At 61.1% G+C, this 26,089-nt stretch carries 26 protein-coding genes; 18 read left to right on the top strand and 8 right to left on the bottom strand.

Going from position 1 to position 26,089, the window contains the following annotated elements; all coding sequences use genetic code 11:
- Positions 1-91 precede the first annotated feature (91 nt).
- The 11 genes from nagZ (at position 92) to BUA94_RS15150 (ending at position 9,991) form a co-directional block, all read left to right on the top strand.
- On the top strand, positions 92-1,108 hold the full coding sequence (nagZ, locus tag BUA94_RS15200) for a beta-N-acetylhexosaminidase (RefSeq protein WP_073014164.1): 1,017 nt from the start codon (positions 92-94) through the stop codon (positions 1,106-1,108).
- A gap of 114 nt (positions 1,109-1,222) precedes the next feature.
- Positions 1,223-2,035 (top strand): segregation and condensation protein A, encoded by an 813-nt coding sequence (locus BUA94_RS15195; RefSeq protein WP_073014163.1) that lies wholly within the window; start codon positions 1,223-1,225, stop codon positions 2,033-2,035.
- A complete protein-coding gene (gene scpB / locus BUA94_RS15190; RefSeq protein ID WP_073014162.1) occupies positions 2,025-2,732 on the top strand; it encodes an SMC-Scp complex subunit ScpB in 708 nt (235 codons plus the stop codon). Before BUA94_RS15195 ends, scpB begins: the two co-directional genes overlap by 11 nt.
- Positions 2,729-3,898 carry an ABC transporter ATP-binding protein gene (locus BUA94_RS15185; protein ID WP_084082050.1) on the top strand — a complete coding sequence of 390 codons (1,170 nt, stop codon included), beginning with the start codon at positions 2,729-2,731 and terminating at the stop codon, positions 3,896-3,898. Before scpB ends, BUA94_RS15185 begins: the two co-directional genes overlap by 4 nt.
- Positions 3,899-4,017: 119 nt before the next feature.
- Entirely contained in the window at positions 4,018-4,266 is a 249-nt protein-coding gene (locus tag BUA94_RS15180) for a twin-arginine translocase TatA/TatE family subunit (protein ID WP_073014161.1), read from the top strand.
- 60 nt (positions 4,267-4,326) lie between these two features.
- Positions 4,327-4,782, top strand: a complete 456-nt coding sequence (tatB, locus tag BUA94_RS15175) for a Sec-independent protein translocase protein TatB (RefSeq protein ID WP_073014160.1) — start codon at positions 4,327-4,329, stop codon at positions 4,780-4,782.
- Positions 4,779-5,573, top strand: a complete 795-nt coding sequence (gene tatC / locus BUA94_RS15170) for a twin-arginine translocase subunit TatC (protein ID WP_073014159.1) — start codon at positions 4,779-4,781, stop codon at positions 5,571-5,573. Before tatB ends, tatC begins: the two co-directional genes overlap by 4 nt.
- A gap of 67 nt (positions 5,574-5,640) precedes the next feature.
- Complete coding sequence (gene serS, locus BUA94_RS15165) at positions 5,641-6,921, top strand: serine--tRNA ligase (RefSeq protein WP_073014158.1); 1,281 nt, start codon at positions 5,641-5,643, stop codon at positions 6,919-6,921.
- 1 nt (position 6,922) lies between these two features.
- A complete protein-coding gene (surE, locus tag BUA94_RS15160) occupies positions 6,923-7,699 on the top strand; it encodes a 5'/3'-nucleotidase SurE (RefSeq protein ID WP_073014157.1) in 777 nt (258 codons plus the stop codon).
- 22 nt (positions 7,700-7,721) lie between these two features.
- Entirely contained in the window at positions 7,722-8,414 is a 693-nt protein-coding gene (locus BUA94_RS15155; protein WP_073014156.1) for a protein-L-isoaspartate(D-aspartate) O-methyltransferase, read from the top strand.
- 134 nt (positions 8,415-8,548) lie between these two features.
- Positions 8,549-9,991, top strand: a complete 1,443-nt coding sequence (locus tag BUA94_RS15150; RefSeq protein ID WP_073014155.1) for a M23 family metallopeptidase — start codon at positions 8,549-8,551, stop codon at positions 9,989-9,991.
- Positions 9,992-10,068: 77 nt separating this feature from the next.
- Here the strand turns inward: BUA94_RS15150 and BUA94_RS15145 are convergent, their stop codons facing one another.
- The gene (locus BUA94_RS15145; protein WP_073014154.1) at positions 10,069-10,941 is read right to left on the bottom strand and encodes an ATP-binding protein; all 873 of its coding nucleotides are present in this window, start codon (positions 10,939-10,941) and stop codon (positions 10,069-10,071) included.
- Between the two features lie 234 nt (positions 10,942-11,175).
- Between BUA94_RS15145 and yajC the strand changes: the two genes are divergently transcribed.
- The 6 genes from yajC (at position 11,176) to BUA94_RS15115 (ending at position 17,744) form a co-directional block, all read left to right on the top strand.
- Entirely contained in the window at positions 11,176-11,508 is a 333-nt protein-coding gene (gene yajC / locus BUA94_RS15140) for a preprotein translocase subunit YajC (RefSeq protein WP_073014404.1), read from the top strand.
- A 74-nt stretch (positions 11,509-11,582) separates the two neighbouring features.
- Entirely contained in the window at positions 11,583-13,193 is a 1,611-nt protein-coding gene (gene secD, locus BUA94_RS23835) for a protein translocase subunit SecD (RefSeq protein WP_073014153.1), read from the top strand.
- Between the two features lie 16 nt (positions 13,194-13,209).
- Positions 13,210-14,163, top strand: a complete 954-nt coding sequence (gene secF / locus BUA94_RS23830) for a protein translocase subunit SecF (RefSeq protein ID WP_073014152.1) — start codon at positions 13,210-13,212, stop codon at positions 14,161-14,163.
- Positions 14,164-14,171: 8 nt separating this feature from the next.
- On the top strand, positions 14,172-14,549 hold the full coding sequence (locus tag BUA94_RS15125; protein WP_139251149.1) for an Mth938-like domain-containing protein: 378 nt from the start codon (positions 14,172-14,174) through the stop codon (positions 14,547-14,549).
- Between the two features lie 322 nt (positions 14,550-14,871).
- A complete protein-coding gene (locus tag BUA94_RS15120; protein WP_073014150.1) occupies positions 14,872-15,726 on the top strand; it encodes a phytoene/squalene synthase family protein in 855 nt (284 codons plus the stop codon).
- Positions 15,727-15,860: 134 nt separating this feature from the next.
- Positions 15,861-17,744: a mechanosensitive ion channel family protein gene (locus tag BUA94_RS15115; protein WP_073014149.1), complete on the top strand. Its 1,884-nt coding sequence runs from the start codon at positions 15,861-15,863 to the stop codon at positions 17,742-17,744.
- A 57-nt stretch (positions 17,745-17,801) separates the two neighbouring features.
- Here BUA94_RS15115 and trmFO read toward each other — a convergent pair whose 3' ends face one another.
- Entirely contained in the window at positions 17,802-19,202 is a 1,401-nt protein-coding gene (gene trmFO / locus BUA94_RS15110) for a methylenetetrahydrofolate--tRNA-(uracil(54)-C(5))-methyltransferase (FADH(2)-oxidizing) TrmFO (RefSeq protein ID WP_073014148.1), read from the bottom strand.
- 180 nt (positions 19,203-19,382) lie between these two features.
- Here trmFO and BUA94_RS15105 point away from each other — a divergent pair, with 180 nt between their 5' ends.
- Positions 19,383-20,030, top strand: a complete 648-nt coding sequence (locus tag BUA94_RS15105; RefSeq protein WP_208980109.1) for a hypothetical protein — start codon at positions 19,383-19,385, stop codon at positions 20,028-20,030.
- Between the two features lie 151 nt (positions 20,031-20,181).
- Here BUA94_RS15105 and BUA94_RS15100 read toward each other — a convergent pair whose 3' ends face one another.
- From BUA94_RS15100 to uvrA, 6 genes are all read right to left on the bottom strand, one after another.
- Positions 20,182-20,331 carry a DUF1127 domain-containing protein gene (locus BUA94_RS15100; protein ID WP_073014147.1) on the bottom strand — a complete coding sequence of 50 codons (150 nt, stop codon included), beginning with the start codon at positions 20,329-20,331 and terminating at the stop codon, positions 20,182-20,184.
- A 314-nt stretch (positions 20,332-20,645) separates the two neighbouring features.
- Positions 20,646-20,795, bottom strand: coding sequence for a DUF1127 domain-containing protein (locus tag BUA94_RS15095; RefSeq protein ID WP_073014146.1), 150 nt, complete (start codon positions 20,793-20,795; stop codon positions 20,646-20,648).
- A 284-nt stretch (positions 20,796-21,079) separates the two neighbouring features.
- Positions 21,080-21,229, bottom strand: coding sequence for a DUF1127 domain-containing protein (locus BUA94_RS15090; protein ID WP_073014145.1), 150 nt, complete (start codon positions 21,227-21,229; stop codon positions 21,080-21,082).
- Positions 21,230-21,378: 149 nt separating this feature from the next.
- Positions 21,379-21,528, bottom strand: a complete 150-nt coding sequence (locus BUA94_RS15085) for a DUF1127 domain-containing protein (RefSeq protein WP_073014144.1) — start codon at positions 21,526-21,528, stop codon at positions 21,379-21,381.
- 802 nt (positions 21,529-22,330) lie between these two features.
- Entirely contained in the window at positions 22,331-22,480 is a 150-nt protein-coding gene (locus BUA94_RS15080; protein ID WP_073014143.1) for a DUF1127 domain-containing protein, read from the bottom strand.
- Between the two features lie 287 nt (positions 22,481-22,767).
- A complete protein-coding gene (gene uvrA / locus BUA94_RS15075; RefSeq protein WP_073014142.1) occupies positions 22,768-25,686 on the bottom strand; it encodes an excinuclease ABC subunit UvrA in 2,919 nt (972 codons plus the stop codon).
- Positions 25,687-26,089 lie beyond the last annotated feature (403 nt).

Genomic DNA, 26,089 nt, shown 5'->3' with positions numbered 1-26,089 from the left:
GCCCCTTTATGCGCGGTTCGCCCAAGCGGACGCAAGACCACGGTGCAACCACCTGCTTGACCGGCGGCAAACGCGCAGATACAGCCAATTCATGACCAAGGCATTCATCAGCGGCTGTGCCGGATTGCGCTTCACGGCGGAAGAGACGGCATTTTTCACGAGGGAAGATCCGTGGGGTCTGATCCTGTTCCGGCGCAACTGCGATCATCCCGAGCAGGTGGCGGCCCTTGTTGAGGATTTCCGGGCGGCCGTTGGGCGTCAGAATGCGCCTGTCCTGATTGATCAGGAAGGGGGCAGGGTCATGCGCCTGCGCCCGCCGCACTGGCCGTCCTTTCCGCCGCAGAAGCTTTTCGGCGACCTTTACCGGGCCGATCCCGGCCGGGGCAAGGAAGCCGCCTGGCTTGGCGCGCGCCTGATCGCCCATGAGCTTCTGTCTCTTGGCATCAACGTGGATTGCCTGCCGCTTCTCGATGTCGGCCAGCCGGGCATGGTCGATGCCATCGGTGACCGGGCCTATGGCAACGAGCCGGACATGGTGGCAAAACTCGGCAAGGAAACCTGCGAAGGTCTTCTGGCGGGCGGCGTACTGCCGGTCTTCAAGCATTTGCCGGGACATGGCCGGGCGACCGTCGACAGCCATCTGGAGTTGCCGCGCGTCGACGCGCCGCGCGAAGAGCTGGACGCCATAGACTTCGCCCCCTTCAAGGCCCTGAGCAGCTATCCGATGGCCATGACGGCCCATCTCCTGTTCACCGTCATCGATCCGAAGGCGCCGGCGACCCAGAGCCGGGTCATCATCGACAGCATTATTCGTGGTCAGATGGGCTTTGATGGCGTCCTGATGAGCGATGACATCAACATGAAGGCCCTTGGTGGGGATATACGGGAAAGATCCGCTGCAACTTTTGCCGCAGGATGCGATCTTGTGCTTCATTGCAATGGGGAACTGGACCAGATGGAGGCCGTCGCGGAAGTGGCGCCCGATCTGGCGGGGATGAGCCGCCTGCGCTGCGAGCGGGCGCTTGGCTGGCTCAAGGCGCCGGATCCGGCCTTTGATGCCGGAGCGGCCTGGGCCCGGTTCCGCACCCTGACCGAAAGCCTGGTTTGACCGCCGGGGGGCGGGACAGGATTGGGACATCCGTAGCGGCCAATGATGGGGACCCGGTAAGGTGTCCGGAGCCGTTTGCGGATTGAGTACGGCAGCTGGGGCTGAGTTTGGGGCATGGCAAGCGATGATGATCAGGTCGATCTCCTGAGCACCGCATTGGGCGAGGACCGTGCCTCGTCCGATCCCACGCTCATGGTCGATGTCGAGGGCTTCGAAGGTCCGCTCGATCTGCTTCTGAGCCTTGCCCGGACCCAGAAGGTGGACCTGACCCGGATCTCGATCCTGGCCCTGGTGCAGCAATATCTCGATTTCGTCACAGAGGCCCGCAAGATGCGGCTGGAACTGGCGGCCGACTATCTGGTCATGGCGGCCTGGCTTGCCTATCTGAAGTCCCGCCTTCTGATCCCGGAGCAAAAGGGTGAGGACGAGCCGTCGGGGGAAGAACTGGCCGCAGCACTTGCCTTCCGTCTGCGCCGCCTGGAGGCAATGCGCGACGTGGCTGCCCGGCTGATGGAGCGGTCGCGGCTCGGGGTCGATGTCTTCGCGCGCGGCTATCCCGAAACGACATCCGTCAACCACAAGAGCATCTGGTCGGCCAGTATCTATGAGCTGCTGACTGCCTACGCGACCCAGCGCCAGCGCACATCTGTTACGCACCACACGGTCATCCGGCGCAATGTCTGGTCGCTGCAGGAGGCGCGGGAACTGTTGACCAGACTGGTCGGCCGGATTGCGGAATGGGCGCCGATCAACGATTACTTGCGCGACTATCTCTATGACGATGAGGACCGGGCAACCGTGATTGCGAGCACTTTCTCGGCCAGCCTCGAAATGGTGCGAGAAGGCCATATCGAGATCCGGCAGGGCGAGGCCTTCACGCCGATCTACATTCGCGCCAAAGCAAAGGAGCGTCAGGATGGCATCTGAAGCAGACCTGCTCACGATTACCGAAAGCGGCCGCCCTTCGCTCAGCGACCGGGACCGGGAAGGCATGCGCATGGTGGAAGCGCTGCTCTTTGCCTCCGCCGACCCGATCTCCGTCGATGAGCTGAAGGACCGCCTGCCACGCAGCTGCGATCTTCCGGCCATTCTGGCGGAACTGCAGCGGACCTATGCGGTGCGTGGGGTCAACCTGATCCGCGTTGCCGGGAAATATGCCTTCAGAACCGCCGAGGATCTCGCCTATCTCATGCGCCGGGACCGGGAGGAGGAGCGCAAGCTCTCCCGTGCGGCTCTGGAAACCATGGCCATCATTGCCTATCACCAGCCGGTGACCCGCGCGGAGATTGAAGAAATCCGCGGCGTATCCACGTCCAAGGGCACATTGGACGTGCTGCTGGAAACCGGCTGGGTGCGCATGCGCGGCCGCCGCCGCACGCCGGGGCGGCCCGTGACCTATGGCACCAGCGAGCTGTTCCTCCAGCATTTCAGTCTGGAAAACATCCGCGATCTGCCGGGGCTGGAAGAGCTGAAGGGGGCGGGCCTGCTTGACAGCGCGATCCCTGCCTCGTTCTTTGTGCCGACGCCGGACGACACGCCGGACCTGACCGAGGAAGAGGATCCGCTGGAAGAAGGCGGCCTGTTCGATGAAACGGATCTGGATCAGAAAACCGAGACTCCATGACCTTGAAAGACCCGAAGACGGGAAAAGACGGCCAAACGGCAGCAGATCTCTCGCGCAGCCATGCCTCAGGTGCTGACAGGGATCCGAACTGGGGAACCCGTGGAACGGCCCGTGCGACGATTGCGGCCGGGCTGGTGTTCGACGGCATTTGCCACGACTACGACGGCAATGACTCGGTTGTGGACCTCTCCCTCTCGGTCGCGCCGGGCGAAGTTCTGTGTCTTCTGGGGCATTCCGGTTGCGGCAAAACGACACTCATGCGCATTGCCGCCGGTGTCGAGCGCCAGAGCCGGGGCAGGGTGCTGATCAATGGCCAGGAGGTTGCGGGTCCCAACCGGTTCGTGCCGCCGGAAAAGCGTGGCGTCGGTCTGATGTTCCAGGATTATGCGCTGTTCCCGCATATGACCATTCTGGACAATGTCTGTTTCGGCCTGAAGGATCTGCCCCGGGACGCTGCGGAGCGGGAGGCGCTGGCCTCGCTGGAGCGGGTCGGCCTTAAAGGCTACGCGGCGGATTATCCTCATGCGCTTTCAGGCGGCGAGCAGCAGCGCGTGGCGCTGGCCCGCGCCATTGCGCCGCGTCCGGGTGTCTTGCTGATGGATGAGCCGTTCTCGGGCCTTGACCGGCGCCTGCGTGACAGTGTGCGCGAGGAAACCATGTCGATCCTGAGGGAAACCCGCTCGACCTGCATCGTGGTGACCCATGATCCGGAAGAGGCCATGCGCATGGGCGACAAGATTGCCCTGATGCGCCGTGGCCGCCTGGTCCAGCACGGAACCTCCGAGGAACTTTACAGCAATCCGGCCGATGTCTTTGCCGCACGGTTCTTTTCCGAGCTCAACCAGATGCAGGGCAGGGTGTCCTCCGATGGGATCGAAACGCCGATCGGCCTGATCCAGGGCAATGGCGCGCCGGTCGGAACGGACCTTGAGGTCTGCGTCCGTCCGCACGGTATCGTTCTGGAACCGGCCGGAAGCACCAGCGTGACGGGCCGCATCGTGGCCAAACGATTCGTGGGCGAAATGGATCTTCTGGCCATTCGCGTCGAGGGCCACGACAGGTTGCTGCAGGCCCGGGCACGTCCCGGAGGTGGTTTCGAGGTGGGCATGGACGTCGGTTTGTCCACGGATCCGCAGGATGTTCTGGTGTTTGAGACGCGGCCGTGACCTTTAAGGACTTGTTCCTTGTTCCTATATGGGGGCATGGTCACTGTGTTGCGGCTGCGAAGCCTTTTTTGTAATAGTGGCGGCAGGCTGAAGAGCCGGACCAACCGGGAGTTAGACGCATGGGCGTGAGTGTTTGGCAGATTCTGATCATCGCGGTGGTCGTCGTTCTGCTTTTCGGACGGGGCAAGATCTCCGACCTGATGGGTGATGTCGCCAAGGGCATCAAGAGCTTCAAGAAGGGTATGGCTGACGACGACGATGCACCGTCGGCTTCCAGCACACCTGCAGCGTCCCCAAAGACGATCGATCATCAGCCGGCGCAGACCATGTCTGCCGAGCAGGCTGAAGACAAGTCCAAGGCTTCCTGAAGCGACGACGCGTCCGGCGCCATGTCTGGCAGCCGGACCCAACCTGTGGGCCGGACCTGAATGTTCGATATCGGATGGACTGAGATCATGGTGATCGTCTGCGTGGCGATCATCGTCGTCGGTCCGAAAGACCTTCCTCGCATGCTGCGGACCGTTGGCCAGATGATTGGCAAGGCCCGCCGCCTGTCCAGGGAATTCCAGTCCACCTTCAATGAAGCGATCCGCGAAGCTGAACAGCAGGCCGGCATCGACGAAATGCGCAAGCAGGTGGAAGCGGCTGGAAACACCAATCCCCTGGGGGATCTGAAGAAGTCCATCGAGGCGGAGCAGAGCGCCAAGGCAGCAAAGCCGGTTGCGCCTGAAGCGGTTCCGCCGGTGCCCATGGCAACGGCTCCGGCTGCGGATCAGGTCGCAGACCCTGTTCCTGTCGAGGCTGCCAGCGTGCCGTCAGAACCGGCCGTTCCCGCATCCGCCAAAACGGCAGCCACTGTGGCTCCCGAGGGATCCAAGGCATGAGCCAGGATGATATCGAGGCCTCCAAGGCTCCTCTCATCGAACATCTGATCGAATTGCGTCAGCGGCTGCTCAAGTCGGTGATCGCCATCCTCCTGATGTTCGTGATCTGCTTTTACTTTGCGACCGACATCTACAACATCCTGACGGTGCCTTATCTGAAGGCGGCTCCCAATCCGGAGCATGTCTCGATGATCTTCACCGCGCCGCAGGAATGGTTCTTCACCCAGTTGAAGCTGGCTCTGTTCGGAGCCTTGTTCCTGGCGTTCCCGGTGGTGGCCTCCCAGATCTACATGTTCGTGGCCCCCGGGCTCTACAAGAACGAACGCTCGGCCTTCCTGCCGTTCCTGGTCGCGACGCCGATTCTCTTCGCTCTTGGCGCCTGCCTCGTCTATTTCCTCGTCATGCCCATGGCGATGACCTTCTTCCTGTCGATGGAGCAGGCGGGCGGAGACGGCAAGGTCGCCATCCAGCATCTGGCCAAGGTCAGTGAATATCTCAGCCTGATCATGGTGCTGATCTTCGCATTCGGCCTTGTGTTTCAGCTGCCTGTGATCCTGACCCTGCTGGGTCGGGCAGGTCTGGTGTCTGCCCAGACCCTGCGCGAGAAACGCAAGTACGCAATCGTCTTTGCCTTTGTCGCCGCGGCCGTTCTGACGCCTCCGGATCCGATTTCGCAGATCGGCCTTGCACTGCCGACGCTGCTTCTCTACGAAGTCTCCATTATTTCCGTCCGGCTTGTCGAACGCCAGCGTGCGGAACGAGAGGCAGAGCGCGAGGCCGCTGAGGGCTGAGGCTCCTGCAATCGTCCCGGCGCGGCGCGGCAATCCGCACTCCCTCAAGCGTCGCCCGGGAAGCACGATGTTCGATATCAAATGGATCAGGGAAAACAGCGAAGCCTTTGACGCGGGTCTTGCCCGCCGTGGCTATGAGCCCTCCGCAGCCAAGCTGATTGCGCTGGACGATGCGCGCCGGTCCCATATCACCAAGCTTCAGGACGCCCAGAACCGCCGCAATGCCGCCTCCAAGGAGATTGGCAAGGCCAAGGCCTGCGGGGACGAGGCTGCTGCCCAAGCGGTAATCGACGAAGTTGCCAAGCTCAAGGCCTTCATTCAGGACGGCGAAGAGGAAGAGCGCAAGCTGGTTGCTGCCCTCGATGCGGCCCTGGCGGTCATTCCGAACCTGCCCCATGACGATGTGCCGGATGGGGAAGACGAGGCGGGCAATGTCGAGCTGCGCGTCGTTGGTGAAAAGCCGGTCTTCAACTTCAATCACAAGCCGAAGGAACATTTCGAACTGGGCGAGACCCATGGCGGAATGGACTTCGCCACGGCTGCCAAGCTCTCTGGTTCGCGCTTCGTGGTTCTGAAGGGCCAGATCGCCCGTCTTGAGCGTGCGCTCGGCCAGTTCATGATCGACATGCACACGCTGGAAAGCGGCTATACGGAAGTGTCGCCGCCGCTGCTGGTTCATGACACGGCCCTGTATGGGACCGGTCAGCTGCCGAAGTTCGAGGAAGATCTCTTCAAGACCACCGGCGATCATTATCTGATCCCGACTGCAGAAGTGCCGCTGACCAATCTGGTTGCCGGTGAAATTCTGGCGGAAGAAGAGTTGCCGCTGCGCGTGACCGCGCTGACCTATTGTTTCCGTTCGGAAGCAGGGTCTGCGGGCCGCGATACGCGCGGTGTCCTGCGTCAGCACCAGTTCCAGAAGTGCGAGCTGGTCTCCATCACCCGTCCGGAAGATTCGCTGGATGAGCTGGAGCGCATGCTCTCCTGTGCGGAAAACGTCCTGAAGAAGCTCGGCCTGCATTACCGGGTGATGACGCTCTGCTCGGGCGACATGGGCTTCGGTGCGCGCAAGACCTATGACATCGAGGTCTGGCTGCCGGGTCAGGACACGTTCCGTGAAATCTCGTCCTGCTCGGTCTGCGGCGATTTCCAGGCCCGGCGCATGAATGCGCGCTACCGTCTCAAGGGCGAAAAGCAGCTCGGCCATGTCCACACGCTGAACGGATCCGGTCTGGCCGTGGGCCGCACGCTCATCGCCGTCATGGAAAACTACCAGAATGCCGATGGTACGGTCACCGTGCCGGAAGCACTGCGTCCCTACATGAACGGGCTGGAGACCATCGGCTGACATGCGCATCCTGATCACAAACGACGACGGCATTCACTCGCCCGGTCTTGCGGCTCTGGAGCGGATCGCCCGCACCTTGAGTGATGACGTCTGGGTCATTGCGCCGGAGACGGACCAGAGCGGTGTTGCCCATTCCCTGACCTTGAGCGAGCCCCTGCGGCTGCGCAAGATCAGCGACAGGCATTATGCCTTGCGCGGCACGCCGACCGATTGCGTCATCATGGGGCTGCGCAAGGTTCTGCCGGGTGCGCCGGATCTGGTTCTGTCCGGTATCAACCGGGGCCAGAACCTGGCCGAGGACATCACTTATTCGGGCACAGTCGCCGGTGCCATCGAAGGCTCGCTGCTGGGCATCCGCTCCATCGCGGTCTCGCAGGCCTACAACTGGTCAGACGAGAATGGGCCCGATTACGGCATTGCCGAAGCCCACGCGACCGAGCTGTTCCGCAAGCTGATCGATTTCAACCTGCCGCCCTTTACCCTGCTCAACGTCAACTTCCCGGCCTGTCCGGCCGAAGAGGTGCGCGGCGTGAAGGTGACCGTGCAGGGGCATCACGAGCAGAGCGGGCTGGTTGTTGACGAGCGCAAGGATGGTCGCGGCAATCCCTATTTCTGGCTGGCCTTCCGCGACCGCGGCAAGTCCATTCTGGAAAACAGCGATCTGCATGCGATCGACGACGGCTATATTTCCGTCACGCCCCTGCGCATCGACCTGACCGCTCATGATATGGCCGGCCAGCTGGCACGCAGTCTGTCGGACGGTTCCGGTCAGGACTGACCGGTTGCCATTGGGGGCATGAATGAGCGGCGCAAACGGGCCGGGACAATTTGTTGAGCCGCACCGCGAAACCGCCGATGAGGTGGAGGCGCGGGCAGCGCTTGTGCTCGGGTTGCGGCGCCGGGGGATTGGCGACCGTGCGGTCCTGTCTGCCATAGAGCGGGTTCCGCGCCGTCTGTTCCTGTCGGCTGTCCATCATAATCTCGCCTATGACGATGCAGCCCTCCCGATTGAATGCGGCCAGGTGGTCTCCGCGCCTTCCTTCGTGGCGCGGGTCATGCAGGAGCTGGAACTGAAGCCAGAACACTCCGTCCTGGAGGTTGGCACCGGGTCCGGCTATCAGGCGGCTGTCCTTGCTCACCTGGCGGGCAGGGTGGAAAGCGTTGACCGCTATCAGACCCTCGTGGACCTGGCCGGACAGCGTACGGCGGCCCTGAAGCTGAAAACCGTCCGCATTCACCATGCCGATGGACTTCTCGGGCTGAGCGCGCAAGGACCCTATGACCGGATCGTGCTGAACGGATCGGTGACGGAAATCCCGCAAGGCCTCTTTGCGCAGCTGAAGCCCGGCGGCATTCTGATCGCGCCGCTCGGCATTCCCCGCGAACCGCAGACGCTGATCAAGCTCAACCGGGCAGGGGGCTCGGAGGAACGGCGCAAACTCGGCGTTGTGCGCATGATTTCGCTGCTCCCGGGCCTTGCTGGCCGGCTTTGATCTGGCATCTGTGCGGATCTATTTGTCCGAAAGTCAGCACTGGCTTAGAATAAGCCGGTTTCTTAGCTCTTTATAAACCTTACTGGTTTCTACTCTTAACCATAATGATCAATCATCTATCGGTTGAGAGTGCTATGAGTAAGCGGCTGCGTATCCCCCGCGGTGATCTGGTGTCACGGATTGCCTTGATGTCCCTGACCGCCGGTCTGCTGGCCGGGTGCAGCTCTGCTGTCGAACGCTTCAGCGACTATGACTTCACCACAAGCAGTGTGTCGAACAGGCCGGCTGCCTCAAGCCAGCCGTCGCAGCCGTCCTACCGGGATGTCGCCAGCGGTTCGCAAAACTATGGTTACAACGGCCAGCTTCCCTCTGCCGGTGGCCGGACAGGAACAACGGGCTCTGTGACCCGCTCCGCAGATGGAGCGCCGCTGCCGCATGCAAGCGTGCCGTCCGGTGGCGGGGCCTATGCCCAGGCGCCGGCCTCCATGCCTTCGCGCTCTGCGGTGACGTCCAATTCCCTGCCTCCGGTTGAAACGGCTCCGGCTCCGGAAATGCGCACGGCATCACTGCGTGAGCCGGTGGCTTCCGCACCGGTCTCCAGCACCAACGCTGCGTCCTGGAACGGCTGGTCGTCTGCAGGCGGTACACGGGTCACTCTGCGCAATGGTGATACGGTTGCAGGCCTTTCCAAGCGCTACGGTGTTCCGGAGCGGGCGATCGTCGCCGTCAATGGCATCGAGGATGTTTCCTCTGTCCGTCCTGGCCAGAGCCTGATCATCCCGACCTATGCCTATTCGCCAAACGGCGGGTCTTCCCGCGCAGATTCCGGATCGGTTGTCCGTCCGGTGGCGCAGGCAGCTGACACGATGACGACCGGTTCGATCCCGAGCGCCTCTGCTGCCGGTGTCAACGCGAAGCCGACCGCCAAGCCGCGTCATCAGCCGCAGTTCGCGGAAGTGCGCTCTGGCACAGCAACAGATGCATCTCCGATCCGTGCGAGTGCGCCGGGTGCCAAGCCGACCCGTTCGACTGCGACGGCTCCCGCCCGCACGGTGAGCGTGTCCGGCTCTGTTCCGGAAAGCCAGAACAAGCCCGCGCTGATCTCCAGTGCTTCGGAACCTGTGCGTCAGGAAACGGCGCCGGCCAAGATCGAAAAGCCGCAGGTTGTTGCCAATGCCGATCCGGTTGAAACCGGTGTGCCCAACTTCCGCTGGCCGGTGCGTGGCAAGGTCATTTCCGAGTTCGGTGCAAAGCCGGGCGGCGCACGCAATGACGGCGTCAACCTGTCAGTTCCGGAAGGCACGCCGGTCAAGGCTGCCGACAGCGGCACCGTGATCTATGCGGGCAACGAACTGAAGGGTTACGGCAATCTGGTTCTGCTGCGCCACGAGGACGGCTGGGTTACGGCCTATGCCCATAATTCGGAGCTGAGCGTGAAGCGCGGCGATGCCGTCAACCGGGGCGACACCATCGCTCTGGCCGGTGCGACCGGTTCGGTCAACCAGCCGCAGGTGCATTTCGAGGTTCGCAAGGGCAACAAGCCGGTTGATCCGGCGCGTTATCTGCCCAAGGACTGAGGTCTTCTTCACGTCCTGTCATAGAAAAAGCCCCGGTCCTGCCGGGGCTTTTTGCATTTGTTGCGGGTTTGCGGGGCTCAACCCAAGGGGTGTCCGAGACGGCCTGCCAGATCCTGGATGAACTGGAAGGCCACGCGGCCGGAGCGGCTGCCGCGGGTGGTGGCCCATTCCAGCGCCTGTGCCCGCAGGGCGTCCGCGTCGATCTTCAGACCGTAGTGGGCGACATAGCCATTGACCATCTCCAGATAGTCATCCTGGCTGCACTTGTGGAAGCCGAGCCAGAGCCCGAAACGGTCGGAGAGGGAGACCTTCTCCTCGACGGCTTCCGCCGGATTGATGGCGGTGGAGCGCTCGTTCTCGATCATGTCCCGCGGCAGAAGGTGGCGGCGGTTGGAGGTCGCGTAGAAGATCACGTTGTCCGGACGCCCCTCGATGCCGCCTTCCAGAACCGCCTTCAGGGACTTGTAGGACGTGTCGTCATTGTCGAAGCTCAGGTCGTCACAGAAGATGATGAAGCGCTGCCTGGCGTCGCGGATCTGCTTCATCAGTGCGGGCAGCGTCTCGATGTCTTCGCGGTGAATTTCAATCAGCTTCAGATCATTGGTGCCCATCTCGACATTGACGGCGGCTTGAGCTGCCTTGACCAGCGAGGACTTGCCCATGCCGCGCGCACCCCAAAGAAGAGCGTTGTTGGCGGGCAGGCCCTTGGCAAAGCGCCGGGTGTTCTCCAGAAGCAGATCCCGGACCCGCGAGACGGAGCAGAGCAGGGCGATGTCGACCCGGTTCACCTTTGCCACCGGCACCAGCTCGCCCGGAGCCGGCGACCAGACGAAGGCATCTGCCGCATCAAGGTCCGGCGCGACTGGCAGCGGGGGAACCGCGCGGGCCACGAGCTGCAGCAGGGAATCGAGTTTCTGGTTGAGCAAAGCGATGTCGCTGGTTTCGGACATGGGGACTTGTAACCTTGAATTTCGGACCCACTTTGGGGTCGGCCAGGAGCGAGCAAGACGAGTAACACGGGGATGGCGGCACGAAAACGGCGCTTATTCCCATTCCGGTACGCTTGTAGCTAGCCGGATTACTTGAAAACCGTCGCGCCGCCGGTATAGTCCGGCCACCAGAATTTGGCATTTGTTGCTGGCGGCAAGCTTTGCCGGCGCGAAAAGCCCCTTGAGGAGATATTGATGTTCATCACCCCCGCCTTCGCGCAGACCGGAGCCCCGTTCGATGTCGGCATGATCGGCCAGTTCCTGCCGTTCATCCTGATCTTCGTGATCATGTACTTCCTGATCATCCGTCCGCAGCGTCAGCGCATGAAGCAGCACCAGGCCCTGATCGCTGGCCTGCGCCGTGGCGACAAGATCGTCACCAGCGGCGGTCTGATCGGCAAGGTCTCCAAGGTGGTGGACGATGGTGAACTGGAAGTGGAACTGTCCGAAGGCGTGAAGGTACGTATCGTTCGCTCCATGGTCCAGGAAGTCCGTTCCAAGTCCGAGCCGGCCAAGGAAGGCGCATAAGCGCCCCCTGACTTCGCATTTGCGCCAGGCCGGTACATTGCCCCGGCCTGGCACCCCAGCACAGGCTACCCGACATGCTCTATTTTGCCCGCTGGAAGATTGCCGTCATCACACTCGTGGTCATTGCCGGTATTCTGACGACGCTGCCTAATTTCTTCTCCGCCAAGACGCTTGAAAGCTGGCCGGGGTTCCTGCCGCAAAGCAAGATGGTTCTCGGTCTCGATCTTCAGGGCGGTGCCTATCTGCTCTATGAAATCGACAAGGCCGACTACGTCCAGAAGCGCTTCCGCACTCTTGAAGGCGATATCCGTTCGACACTGCGCGATCAGCCGCGCATCGGTTACACCGGTCTGGGTATCCAGGGCGAAAGCGTTCAGGTCCGTATCCGCGATCTGTCCCAGCTTGCAGATGCGACAACGCGTCTGAACGAGCTGCGCAGCCCGCTGGTCAACTCGGTCTTCGGCGGCCAGGCCGTCAACGAGTTCGACGTCAACGTTTCCGAAGATGGCCTCGTGCGCTTCACGTTCTCCCAGCAGGGCCTGGACCAGCGCATGCAGTCGATTGTCCAGCAGTCGATCGAAGTCATCCGCCGCCGTGTCGACGAAATCGGCACCACCGAGCCCAGCATCCAGCGCCAGGGCTCTGACCGTATTCTCGTGGAAGCCCCGGGCGAAAGCGATCCGCAGCGCCTGAAGGACCTGGTGGGCCAGACGGCTCAGCTGACCTTCCACATGGTCGATACGTCCATGTCCGCCCAGCAGGCGCTTCAGGGCCGCCCGCCGGCAGGCACGGTTGTCGCCATGTCCACGGATGATCCGCCCATTCCGTATCTGATCGCGGAAACCCCGCTGCTCAGCGGTGAAGACCTCGTGGACGCGCAGGTCAACTTCGACCAGCGCAGCAACGAGCCGGTGGTGAGCTTCCGCTTCAACACCGCAGGTGCCCGCAAGTTCTCCGTGGTCACCCAGCAGAATGTCGGCAAGCCCTTTGCCATCGTTCTCGACAATGAAGTGATTTCCGCACCGGTCATCCGCGAGCCCATCACGGGCGGTTCCGGCCAGATCTCGGGCAATTTCACCGTGGAAGGCGCCAATGACCTGGCCGTGCTCCTGCGTGCAGGGGCTCTGCCGGCCAAGCTGACCGTGATCGAGGAACGCTCGATCGGTCCGGGCCTTGGCGCTGACTCCATCGAGGCGGGCAAGCTTGCCTCGCTCATCGGGGCAGCCGCGGTCGTGATCTTCATGATCCTTGCCTATGGCCGTTTCGGGGTGATCGCCGACATTGCCCTGGCCGTGAACGTGATCCTCATCTTTGGTGTCCTGACGACACTGCAGGCGACGCTGACGCTTCCGGGCATTGCTGGTATCGTTCTGACCATCGGTATGGCGGTGGACGCCAACGTGCTGATCTATGAGCGTATCCGCGAGGAAATGCGTGCAGGCCGTTCTGCGATCTCCGCTATCGATGCCGGGTTCTCCCGCGCTCTCGGGACTATCCTTGATGCCAACATCACGACGCTGATCGCGGCCTTGATCCTGTTCCAGCTCGGGTCTGGTCCGGTGAAGGGCTTCGCCGTCACGCTGGCCGTCGGTATCTTCACGACCGTCTTCTCGGCCTTCACCTTCACGCGGTTCCTGATCGCCATGTGGGTGCGCCGCGCGCGGCCGACGAAACTGTCTCTGTAATCCGGGAGTAGAAATAGTGGCTTTGCTCAGACTTGTTCCGGATGACACAAAGATCCGTTTCATGTGGCTCAGAAAGGTCAGCTTTCCGCTGGCCATCGTTCTCGGCCTTGGTTCCATCGCGCTGTTCTTTACGGTCGGGCTGAATTACGGCATCGACTTCAAGGGCGGCACGGTCATTGAAATGAAGACCCAGGGCCCGGCAGATGTCGCGGCCATCCGCTCGACCATGAGCGATCTGAACCTTGGCGATGTCCAGGTGCAGCAATTCGGCGGCGAGGATGAAGTTCTCGTGCGTATCGAAGAGCAGCCGGGCGGTGAACTTGCCCAGCAGGCTGTCGTTGCCAATGTGCGCGACGCCTTTGCCGAGGATCAGGTCGATTTCCGCCGCATCGAAGTGGTGGGGCCGCGCGTTTCCGAGGAACTCGCCCGTGCTGGCGTGATCGGTGTGGGCGTGTCGCTGATCGCGATCATGTTCTACATCTGGTTCCGCTTCGAATGGCAGTTCGCTCTCGGCGCGATCCTGACCACCTTCAACGACGTGCTGATCACCATCGGCCTGTTCGTCGTGCTGCGTCTGGACTTCTCGCTGTCGTCCATTGCGGCGGTGCTGACCATCATCGGTTACTCCCTCAACGATACCGTTGTGGTCTATGACCGTATCCGTGAGAACCTGCGGCGTTACAAGAAGATGAGCCTGACCGATCTGCTCGATCAGTCCATCAACGAAACGCTGTCGCGCACCACCATGACGTCGCTGACCACGCTTCTGGCACTGTTTGCCCTTTACGCCTTCGGCGGTGAGGTCATCCGGTCCTTCACCCTGGCGATGATCTTCGGCATTGCGATCGGCACCTATTCGTCGATCTTCCTGGCTGCCCCTTTCCTGATCCTGTTCAACCTGCGTTCGAACGACAAGTCTGACGACGAGACCGCGGACAAGCAGGAAACCGGCGCAGCTCCGGCAGCCTGAGGCGGATGATGGAAATTCGGGACGCGCATTTTCCAGGACGGGCCCCGCTGGATGCCTACGGCAGCGGCGGGTTCCGGTTCGCCAACATGTCCCACCGCGGTTCCATCCTGTGCGTGCCGTCGGGCATCTATGGATGGGACCCGGTTTCCTTTTCCGACCTGAGCATCGAGGCCTTCGCCCGTGTTCTCGAAGAGCAGGGGGACATCGAGGTGCTTCTGGTTGGCACGGGCCCGGACCTCCGGCCCTTGCCCCAGCCCCTTAAGCAGGCGTTCCGCGATGCGGGCATCATTTCCGACAGCATGTCTACGGGGGCTGCGGTGCGCACCTTCAACGTCATGCTGTCCGAAGAACGCGCCGTCGCCGCAGCGCTGCTGGCGGTGGAGTGAGTTTTCTGGAACGAACCACGCGGAGCCCATCCTTCGAGACGGCCCGACGGCCTCCTCAGGATGAGGGTTTCCGGGTTGAAAACTTGCGGGTAGCTTAGAGACTCCTACAAATCTCTTTCATCCTGAGGAGCCTGGCTTATGCCAGGCGTCTCGAAGGATGGGCCGGTTGCCGAAGCCTTGTTTTGGCTATAGCGATGAGTTTTCGAGGTTCTGTTGTCCAAATGCGATGATAGCGGAGACGGGAGACTGCCGGACGGCTTGAGCAAAACCACGTCTGCTATCCTTTGACTTCGCACCGTTCAAAAGTGCATACGATCACATCATGACCTTCAGCTCTTTCGACCACGCCCGTGACATCGTCTACGCCCAGGACCGGGACCGGTATCTGGCCGGGCTGTTTGCGGCGGAAGAGGCGCGGGGTGGCCTGTGGGCGCTTTATGCCTTCAATGCAGAGATCGCCCGTGTCCGGGATGTGATCCGCGATCCGCTTCCCGGCGAAGTGCGGCTGCAATGGTGGCGGGACTTCCTGCAAGGTACCGAGCACGGCGATGCCGCCGCCAATCCGGTGGCCGACGCGTTGGGGCAGACGATCCGGACCTACAAGCTTCCGGTCAAGGCGCTGACCGATATGATCGATGCCCGCGTCTTTGATCTCTACGACGATGGCATGCCCACGCTCCATGATCTGGAAGGCTATTGCGGCGAGACCGTTTCGGCTCTGTTCCAGCTTGGCGCCCTTGTTCTGAACAAGGGTGAGGATGCGGGTACGGCAGACGTCGCCGGACATGCCGGTGTTGCCTATGGTCTTTGCGGCCTGATGCGGGCGCTGCCCTGGCATGCCGCCCGCGGCCAGATGTATCTTCCGGCAGATCTGCTGGCGCGGCATGGGGTCGACACGCAGACGGTCTTCAAGGGCGAAAGCTCGCCCGAGCTGAAGGCCGCCCTTGCCGAGTTGCGCGGCCACGCCCGCCATCATCTTGGCCGGGTTCGTCAGAAAATCGCTGAGGTGCCCGCCCGGGCCGCCGCTGTCTTCCTGCCACTGGCCCTTGTCGAGCCAATGTTGTCGAAGATGGATGCAAAGGATTTTGATCCGCTGCGCGGATCGGCCGAACTGTCCCAACTCAAGCGCCAGTGGATCCTGTGGCGTGCGGCGCGCAAGTCTGGCGTCTCTCTGTGAGGTTGCGCAGCCCGCAGGACAGATTTTTCGCATTCAGAATCTGCCTGTAGCGTAACCTCAGATTCAACTCCCCTTTGTAGTGTCATCGCAATTCTTGCGGATTGGGCACATCGGGTGATGGGGAGAAGGCGGTTATGTCGGGGCAATTTTCGGTTGTGAGCTGGCTCCGGAGAGGTCTGGTCATTGGCTGCGTCGCAGCTGCCATCAGCGTCCCATCTTTCCTGTCCGCTTATGCTCAGACAGCTGGCGCTGAAGCAACGACCTCTGGCTCAGAACAGGCGGAAACCCGTTTCACCGATGACGATATCATCGAAGCGGCGACCTTCGATCTCGGATCGTATCTGCGTCAAAATCCGCTTGCGCCGCCTGACACCAGCAGTCCAAGGGCCGCGCTGGAGAGTTTCGTTCTCCTGATGGACGAGGCCGGTCAGACCTGGCGGGAGGTGCGCGACGGATTCCAGGCCAGTGATAGCCGTTCTCTGACAAGCGATCAGCGCCGCCAGTTGAAATATGTGCTCGCGCTGTTCGGCAAGGCGAAGGGGATCTTCGATCTCTCCGCCATTCCGGAGACGGCCAGAGAACGGGCCAGCATGGAGCTGGTGCTTCAGTTTCAGGAAATCCTTGACCGGATCTATCTGCCCCACATGTCAGAGGTGCCGGGTGAGGGTGCCGGATCGTTTCTGGATTCCCAGGCCATCAGTATGTTGCCGGAACGCTGGAAAATACCGGGAACCAACATCACCTTCGCACGCAAGGAAAAGGCCGGCGAGGGTGTCGAATATCTGGTTACCAGCGAATCCGTTGCCCGGATCCCGGAAGACTATGAGCTGATCAAGACGTTCCCCTCCCGCCGGGACCTGGGGGATGACCTCTATGACTATTATATCTATACGCCCGGCAATCTGGTCGCGCCCAAATGGTTCGAGCTGATCAAGTCGGGACCGGATTGGCTGAGGCATCATTTCCTGTCTCAGGCCTATTGGCAGTGGATCGCACTGTTCCTCCTGTCGCTTGTTGCGATTGCCTTTCCTGTCCTGCTTTACCGATGGGAGCGCATGCGCGCCGTTCCGGTATCTGAACTGCGGCGGCGGTTGAGGAGCTTGATGATGCCGCTCGTGGTGATTGCCACCGTTGGATTGTTCCGCTTCCTGGTGGAGGGTGAGGTCAACATCACCGGCAGTGCCATGGTCGCTGTCGGCACCATTGCCACCGCAGTGGTTTGGACATCCCTTGGTTGGCTGGTGTTCCGCTGTGTGGAACTTCTGTCCGTCTGGATCATCCGCAACCCGGTGACCGCCAGCAACTCTCTGGACTCCAGCCTTCTCTTCACCGGCTTCCGGTTATTGGGGCTGATCGCCGCCGTGCTGGTGACCGGATATGGGGCTACCCGCATCGGAATTCCGGTCTACGGTGTGATTGCCGGTCTCGGTGTCGGTGGTTTGGCGGTGGCGCTGGCAGCGCAGCCGACGCTCGAGAACCTCATTGGCGGCATTATCCTTTATGCCGACAGGATGGTGCGGGTCGGGGAGTTCTGCCAGTTCGACGAATTCTCAGGCACGATCGAGGCGATCGGAATTCGCTCCACGCGAATTCGTGCCTTGGACCGGACCGTCATCACCGTTTCCAATGCCGACCTTGCGAAGCGGAAGCTCATCAACTTCAGCCGCCGTGACCAGTTCCATCTCAAGCATGTTCTGACCCTGCGCTACGAGACCAGCCGGGAGCAGTTGACCGCCATTGCAGATCAGATTCGGATATTCCTCGAAACCCATGAAATGGTTGCCGAAAGCCCGTTGCGGGTCAATCTGGTCGCGCTGAACAGCTATTCCCTGGATATCGAGGTCTTTGCCTATGTCCTGACGGCGGACCGCAATGTCTTCCTGAAGTTCCAGGAACTGTTCCTGATCGAGGCAATGAAGATCGTGGAAGACAATGGCGCGAAATTCGCGCTTCCGGCCAGACGGGCCTATCTCGCCCGCGAGGCGGACGGTGAGGTGCAACTGGAGCAGCTGTCCTAGAAAAACTTGACCGGAGCGCCTGGTTCAGGAGCGCTCCGGTTGAACGTTCGGGCAGCCTTATTCCGGCTGAAGCGGGGCGATCCAGGCGGCGAAGTCGGCCTTGGCCCGTTCGGTCATGGCCAGCTTCTTGGCATTGGTCTTTTCCTTGCCCTTCAGCCGCTTGCCGTCCGCACCGGTCTTTGGTGCCTCGGCCGGCGGGAACAGGCCGAAATTGACGTTCATCGGCTGGAAGGAGCTCGGGCCACCTTCGTTTTCCCGCGAGATATGACCGCCGGTGATGTGTCCGATCAAGGCGCCCATGGCGGTGGTTTCCGGAGGCGTGACGATATCGCGGCCGAGGCGTTCCAATGCGGCGAAGATACCGGTCATGCAACCGACGCTGGCCGATTCCACATAGCCCTCACAGCCGGTGATCTGACCGGCAAAGCGCAGGCGCGGTTCTGCCTTGAGGCGAAGGGTGCCATCCAGAACCTTCGGCGAATTCAGGAACGTGTTGCGATGCAGGCCGCCGAGTCGCGCGAACTGGGCATTTTCCAGGCCAGGGATCATCTTGAAGATCTCCGCCTGGGCGCCGTATTTCAGCTTCGTCTGGAAACCAACCATGTTGTAGAGCGTACCGAGGGCATTGTCCTGGCGCAGCTGAACCACCGCATAGGCCTTCACGGTCGGATTATGGGCATTGGTCAGCCCCATGGGTTTCATTGGCCCATGGCGCAGGGTCTCGCGTCCGCGCGCTGCCATCACTTCGATGGGCAGGCAGCCGTCGAAATAGGGCGTGTTTTCTTCCCATTCCTTGAAATCGGCGGTGTCGCCCGCAATCAGCGCGTCGATGAAAGCGTCATACTGGTCCTTGTCGAGCGGGCAGTTCAGATAGTCCTTGCCGTTGCCGCCGGGGCCTACCTTGTCATAGCGGGACTGGAACCAGGCCTTGGAGAGATCCACCGTGTCGAAATGGACAATCGGCGCGATGGCATCGAAAAAGGCCAGCGCATCTTCGCCGCACCGGGCAAGAACTGCCTCGGACAGGGCCGGGGAGGTCAGCGGACCGGTTGCCACGATCACGCTGTCCCAGCTTTCCGGCGGCAGGCCAGCAATTTCCTCACGCTCAATGGTGATCAGCGGGTGCTCTTCAAGGGCGCGGGTGACGGCATCTGAGAATCCGTCCCGGTCCACGGCCAGCGCACTGCCGGCGGGCACCTGGTTGGCGTCGCCGCAAGCCATGATCAGCGATCCTGCCTGACGCAGCTCGTGATGAAGCAGGCCGACCGCATTGTGCTCGCTGTCATCGGAACGGAAGGAGTTGGAGCAGACCAGTTCTGCCAGTCCTTCCCCCTTGTGCGCGTCGGTCTTGCGGACGGGACGCATTTCATGGAGCACGACGGGAATGCCGCGGCGGGCAATCTGCCAGGCAGCTTCTGAACCAGCCAGTCCGCCGCCAATCACATGGATGGGGGTCATGTCGTCGATCCTTTGGGATTTTGGGGGCCTTTATGCAGGCCTCAATCACTTTGCCGGGGCGCGTCGCAAGCCAACGAACCATCCGGGCGGTCAGGCGTTTGATTACAGTCTTGCTTGGCCAGCCGCAATGCCGTGCTACACAATTCCGTAAGGGCAAACGAATGAGAGGGGATTCGCTGCGTGTTTGAGAGGAAAAGGACAGGAGCAGCCGTCAGGAACCTGCTCGGCTCTGCCGGTCTGATCGCTTGCGGCGTTCTGGCGGGCTGTGCCAGTCAGTCCGAGGGCGATGCACAGGCCTGGTACGGTGCGCATAATGGCGTGGCACCGAAGGCTGACCGTATCTATGTCTGTCACGGCTTCGGCTGCACCTACAAGACACCCGTGCATTTCTCAGGCAAGGACCTCGCCCGGCTGAAATCCATCCTGCAGAAAGGGGCAGCATCGCCCGAGGCGGAGCGGAAAGCGATCTCTGCGGCCGTCAGCTGGCAGGAACGCAGGGCCGGCCCCATAGTTGGCTCCTCCAACGACATCGGCGGCCTCGACATGCACAATGCCGGTGTGCGCGGCCAGATGGATTGCATTGATGAATCGACAAACACCAACAGCCTGCTGCTACTGGCGCAGCGGCACGGTTATCTGAAGCATCACACGGTGTCCTCGCCCGTTGCCCGCGGCTTCTTCCTGGATGGGCGCTATCCGCATGCCTCCGCCACCGTGAAGGAAAAGCAAGGCGGAGCGGTCTATGCGATTGATTCCTGGCCGACCAACAACGGCGAAGCGCCAGTGATCTCACCGCTGGATGTCTGGATGGCCCGCCAGTCCGGGTAGCTTGTCGTGGCAGGCTGATTGCTCGGAGAGCAGACAAAGAAAAAGCCCGCCGGGGGAGGAAACCGGCGGGCATTTTTGCGTCCGCTTTCGCGGCGCTTCAGACGGCTTGTGGGAGGAGGAGCGGCCGTCTGATTCTGGAAATCTTCAACCCTTAGCGGACGCTGTCGCGTGCCAGGGAGCGGATGTCGGCACGGCTGATGCCGAGATCGGAAAGCTCGCGGTTGGAGAGCTGGGACAGCTCATCATAGGTGGACCGGAAACGCTTCCAGTTCTGGTACTTGCGAGCAACATTCGTGAACATGACAGGCCTTCTTTCTCTCTCTATGGCCTGGAGCACCCGGATCGGCGTCAGGCCCGTTCGTCATTTGATGAACTGAAGATAGTCCTGCAGATCGGTCTTAGGTAGAGGCCAAACCGCACGCCTGATCTTCCAAAAATGCAGGTCTTGGAAATGATTTACTTTTATTAACTTGGTCGTTGTTTGAAATCAGGTCTGCGCAAGGCAATAAAAAAGCCTGCCGGAGGGAGGAGCCGGCGGGCTTTTGTGCTTCCGCTTTCGCGTAGCGCCGGGCGGGCCGTGGGAGGAGGTCGGCTGCCCGGAATATGTGTCAGACCTTAGCGCGAAGCGTTCCGCGCCAGGGACATGATGTCGCCACGGCTGATGCCGAGGTCGGAAAGCTCACGGTTCGAGAGCTGGGACAGCTCGTCGTAGGTGTTCCGGAAGCGCTTCCAGCTCTGGTACTTGCGTGCAACGTTGGTGAACATGATAGGCCTTTCTTCTCTCTGTGGCCTAAAGCACCGCGGATCGGCGTCAGGCCCGTTCGTCATTTGATGAACTGAAGATAGTCCTGCAGATCTGCCTTAGGTAGAGGCCAAACCGCACGTCTGATCTGACGAAAATGCAGGTCTTGGACTTTGGTAATACTTTGGTAAGGAAATCTCACCTTCGGGAAACCTGGGCAGGACCCGAAAGGACAAAAAGCCCGCAGGCCGGAGGGCCATACGGGCTTTTTTGAAGAACCGTCTTGCCGGCTGTGCCGGCCGTGCGGTTAGCGTACGGAGGAACGTGCCAGCGGCATGATGTCGTCGCGCGTGATGCCGATGTCGGACAGCTGGCGCGGGGTCAGGCGGGACAGTTCATTGTAGACAGAACGGAAACGCTTCCAGTTCTGGTATTTGCGGGCAACGGTGCCGATCATTTGTTTCTTCCCTTTTGTGGTCTGCCGGCCAGAGCCTTCTGTGGGCACTGACCTGTTTTTTCGGAGTGGATGGGGCCACTGCAGCTTCCGGTGCGTCTTGCAGATCCCGCTGAGGCCGTTCGGCCTGTCTTGAGCGGGAAACGTCTGCCTTAGCGAGCCGAGTTGTAAGCGAAGTAGTCGATGTTGCCGCGGGCAATGCCGAGATCGTGCAGCTCGCGGTTGGACAGGCGGGACAGCTCTTCGTAAGTGCTGCGGTAACGGCGCCAGGACTGGTACTTGCGGACAACGGACGTAAGCATGGTTGTTCTTCTTTTCTTTTGGAGATTGGGCTTTCGCTGCGCTGCAGCGTCCGCCTCGTGGTGTGCCGTTCAAATAGGGTGATTTGCCATGCTGAGGTAGTGGGCAAATTGCACTCCTGCTCTGCATAAAATGCAGGCTTCGTGACTGCGAACTAAGCAAAGCGGCCATTTTAGCTCGTCTGCGTCCAGTTGCTGATCAAGGTGTGTGCAGATTGATGGTGCGGCGCACCTTATTTGTGGTGCGGCGCGGCCGAACTGCCCGGCAAGCTGTGCTGCGGCCGCATGTCTGCGTCCGGCGTCATGGGTGATGCTGGGAGCTGTTTTGGGAAAATGGAGAGGCTGAAAAGCAAAACGCCCGCCAGCGGGAGGAGGTGCTGGCAGGCGCATTTGACTTGGCGGAACTGGGAGGAGGATGCTCCGCCGGGTCGCACGTCTCGAGCTTGGGAGGAGGTAGCTCGGTGAGACGCGATCTCTATGTTCTTTTTTCCCGTGGCTTTTGGCTCCGGGAGGAAACGGACGCTCACCAGCGGGAGGAGGTGCTGGTGAGCGACGTTTCTTTGGACAAGACTGGGAGGAGGATGCCTTGTCCATTTACACGTCTCGAGCCTGGGAGGAGGTGGCTCATGTGAGACGCGATCTCAAAATCTGGTCCGGACTTTCACCGGGTGGAACGCTCGCCCGTCAGCGGGAGGAGGTGCTGACGGGCGACGTTTCCGCGGACAAGACTGGGAGGAGGATGCCTTGTCCGTTTTACGCGCTCCGGAGCCTGGGAGGAGGTGGCTCGGTGGAGCGCGATCTCGAATTAGACTGCGCTGCGGCGTGCAACGAACTTGATGTCGTTGCGGTGGATGCCGAGGTCGCTCAGTTCGCGGGAAGAAAGACGGGACAGTTCGTCGATGGTGCGACGGTACTTGACCCAGGTGCTGTACTTGCGAACGACGGTGTCGAACATGTTATAACCTTTTAAATTTTGCGTCGCAACAGAGTTTTGTGCGCCGCGTCATCGATCTGTTGACGAAGATATAATTCACCACTCAAATTTAAAGAAGCGCATTAAGCGCATGACAGTCATGCGCTCAGTGCAATGCAGCATGACTGAGTCATGCAAAAAGCCCTTGGAAAGGCAGTTCTCACGGCTTTCCAAGGGCTTGCAAAGGGTTTGATTGGCAATGTTGCGCTGCAATGCGATTCTGATTGGCCGGAGTTTTACCCCCGGAAGGGGCCCAATCGGTATCCTGCCTACTGGTTCACGGCGGCTTTTGCGGTCTGCGGGCGGCGCTCCAGCAGTTCCTTCAGGAATTGGCCGGTGTAGCTTGCCTCCGTCGCGGCGATGGTTTCCGGCGTGCCTTCCGCAACGATGGTCCCGCCGCCATCGCCGCCTTCCGGTCCAAGGTCGACGATCCAGTCTGCTGTCTTGATGACCTCCAGATTGTGTTCGATCACCAGCACCGAGTTGCCCTGGTCGACCAACTCATGCAGCACTTCAAGCAGCTTGGCGACATCATGGAAGTGAAGGCCGGTGGTCGGCTCGTCCAGGATATAGAGCGTGCGGCCCGTCGACCTGCGGGAGAGTTCCTTGGCCAGCTTGACGCGCTGCGCTTCGCCGCCCGACAGGGTGGTGGCCTGCTGGCCGACCTTGATGTAACCGAGGCCGACGCGCGCCAGGGTCTCCATCTTGTCGCGCACGGCGGGAACAGCGGAGAAGAAGCTGGCAGCCTCTTCCACGGTCATGTCCAGCACGTCGGCAATGGATTTGCCCTTGAACAGCACTTCCAGGGTTTCACGGTTGTAGCGTTTTCCCTTGCAAACGTCGCAGGTGACATAGATGTCTGGCAGGAAGTGCATCTCGATCTTGATGACGCCGTCGCCCTGACAGGCTTCGCAGCGTCCGCCCTTGACGTTGAACGAGAAGCGCCCCGCCTGATAACCGCGAGTCTTGGCCTCCGGCATGCTGGCGAACCACTCGCGGATGGGGGTAAAGGCACCGGTATAAGTGGCCGGATTGGAACGCGGCGTGCGTCCGATCGGCGACTGGTCGATGTCGATCACCTTGTCGAGCAGTTCCAGTCCGTCGATGCGGTCATGAGGTGCCGGGTTCTCGCGGGCACCGTTCAGGCGGCGGGCCGCTGCCTTGAACAATGTGTCGATCAGGAAGGTGGACTTGCCGCCGCCCGAAACCCCGGTCACGCAGGTAAAGGTGCCGAGCGGCACATCCACATTGACGTTCTTGAGGTTGTTGCCTCTGGCGCCGACCACCTTGATCTGGCGCCGCTTGTTGATCTTGCGCCGTTCATGGGGCACTTCGACCATCTTTGCGCCGGACAGATACTGGCCGGTGAGGGACTTCGGATTGGCCATGATTTCGGCCGGGGTACCGGCTGCAATGATTTCGCCGCCATGGACGCCCGCGCCCGGGCCGACATCAACCACATAATCGGCCGCCAGAACCGCATCCTCGTCATGCTCGACCACGATCACCGTGTTGCCGAGGTCGCGCAGATGCTTCAGCGTTTCGATCAGCCGGGCATTGTCGCGCTGGTGCAGGCCGATGGATGGCTCGTCCAGGACATAAAGCACCCCGGTCAGGCCCGAGCCGATCTGGGAGGCCAGGCGGATCCGCTGGCTTTCGCCGCCCGAAAGCGTTCCGGAGGCACGTGAAAGCGCCAGATAGTCGAGGCCGACGTCATTCAGGAACTGAAGCCGCTCGCGGATTTCCTTCAGGATGCGGCCGGCGATCTCTTCCTGCTTGGGCGTCAGCTTGCCAGGCAAGTCATTGAACCAGTCGCCGGCTTCGCGGATCGACTTTTCCGTGATCTCGCCGATGTGCCGGCCATTGATCTTCACGGCCAGTGCCTCAGGCTTCAGGCGGAAGCCCTGACAGGCCGGGCAGGCGTGGTCGGACTGGAACCTTGCGAGTTCTTCCCGCACCCAGCTGGATTCTGTCTCGCGCCAACGCCGTTCGATGTTGCCGATTACCCCTTCAAACGGCTTCTCCGTCCGGTAGGAGCGAACACCGTCATCATAGACGACCTCGATGGCATCCTTGCCTGTGCCATAGAGAATGGCTGTCTGAACCTCCTGGGGCAGGTCGCGCCAGGGTGTGGACATGGCAAAGCTGAAGTGGCGGGCAAGGGCCTCAAGGGTCTGGTTGTAATAGGGCGAGGTGGAGCCGGTCTTGGCCCAGGGCAGGACGGCGCCTTCGCGCAAGGAAAGGCTCTGGTCCGGCACGACAAGGTCCGCCTCGAAGGCGAGGGTGGTGCCGAGACCGTCGCAGGCCGGGCAGGCACCGAAGGGATTGTTGAAGGAGAACAGCCGAGGCTCGATCTCGGCAATGGTGAAGCCGGAGACCGGGCAGGCGAATTTCTCCGAGAAGATGATGCGCAGCGGATCGCCCTTGTCGTCGGTTCCGTCCGCATATTCGGCGATCGCGATTCCTTCGGCGAGCTTCAGGGCCGTTTCGAAGGAATCGGCAAGGCGGCCGGCGATGTCGTCGCGCACCACGATACGGTCCACGACCACATCGATGTCATGCTTGAACTTCTTGTCCAGGGCAGGGGCTTCGGAAATCTCGTGGAAAGCACCGTCGATCTTGACCCGCTGGAAGCCTTTCTTCATCAGCTCGGCCAGTTCCTTGCGGTATTCGCCCTTGCGGCCGCGCACGATCGGCGCCAGCAGATAGAGGCGGGTGCCTTCTGGCAGCTCCATCACCCGGTCGACCATCTGGCTGACCGTCTGACTCTCGATCGGCAGACCGGTTGCCGGGGAATAGGGAATGCCGACACGCGCAAACAGAAGGCGCATGTAGTCATAGATCTCGGTGACGGTGCCCACGGTGGAGCGCGGGTTGCGCGAGGTGGTCTTCTGCTCGATGGAAATGGCGGGGGACAGGCCGTCGATCTGGTCGACGTCCGGCTTCTGCATCATTTCCAGGAACTGGCGCGCATAGGCCGACAGGCTTTCGACGTAGCGGCGCTGGCCCTCGGCATAGATGGTGTCAAAGGCCAGGGACGACTTGCCCGAACCGGACAGGCCGGTCATCACGATCAGCTTGTCCCGCGGCAGGTCGAGGTCAACGCCTTTCAGATTATGCTCGCGCGCACCGCGCACCGAAATGGTGCGGGTGGGGTCAATCGCACGGCCTGAGGCTTGCTTGGTCATGAAGTCTGTCCCTGATGCGCACCGCTCGCCTGGGTGCGTTTGCTGGAATGTCAGGCCGAGCCTGATATCAGTCCCGACGCATATAGCAATAAATCCGGGCGGTTCCAGCCTCGAAAAGCCGTCAATGCGCCCATTTCGCTGCCTTTGCGGCTCTGGATCAACCCGTCAGTTACGCGTCAGCGCAAGGTTGGATCTTTCAGAAGCGGAATCGGTCTTGTCTGGATTGGAACATATGGCGAACAGATGTGCGTTTGCAAGGCGTTTCGCCAAGTCCGAATAACGCTGCTGTCCGTCCTCGATCTCCCCTTGAATGAAGACCAAGACTTAATCTCTGGAACAGGCTTTGGGAAAATGGTATGGAACAAAAAAGGAACAGTGTTTTTTGCTTTTTCTCATAGGCGCG

The sequence above is a fragment of the Roseibium suaedae genome (genome assembly GCF_900142725.1).
Taxonomy (GTDB): Bacteria; Pseudomonadota; Alphaproteobacteria; order Rhizobiales; family Stappiaceae; genus Roseibium; species Roseibium suaedae.
The sequence above is the reverse complement of the archived record's forward strand: the minus strand, read 5'-3'. Positions and strand labels throughout refer to the sequence as shown.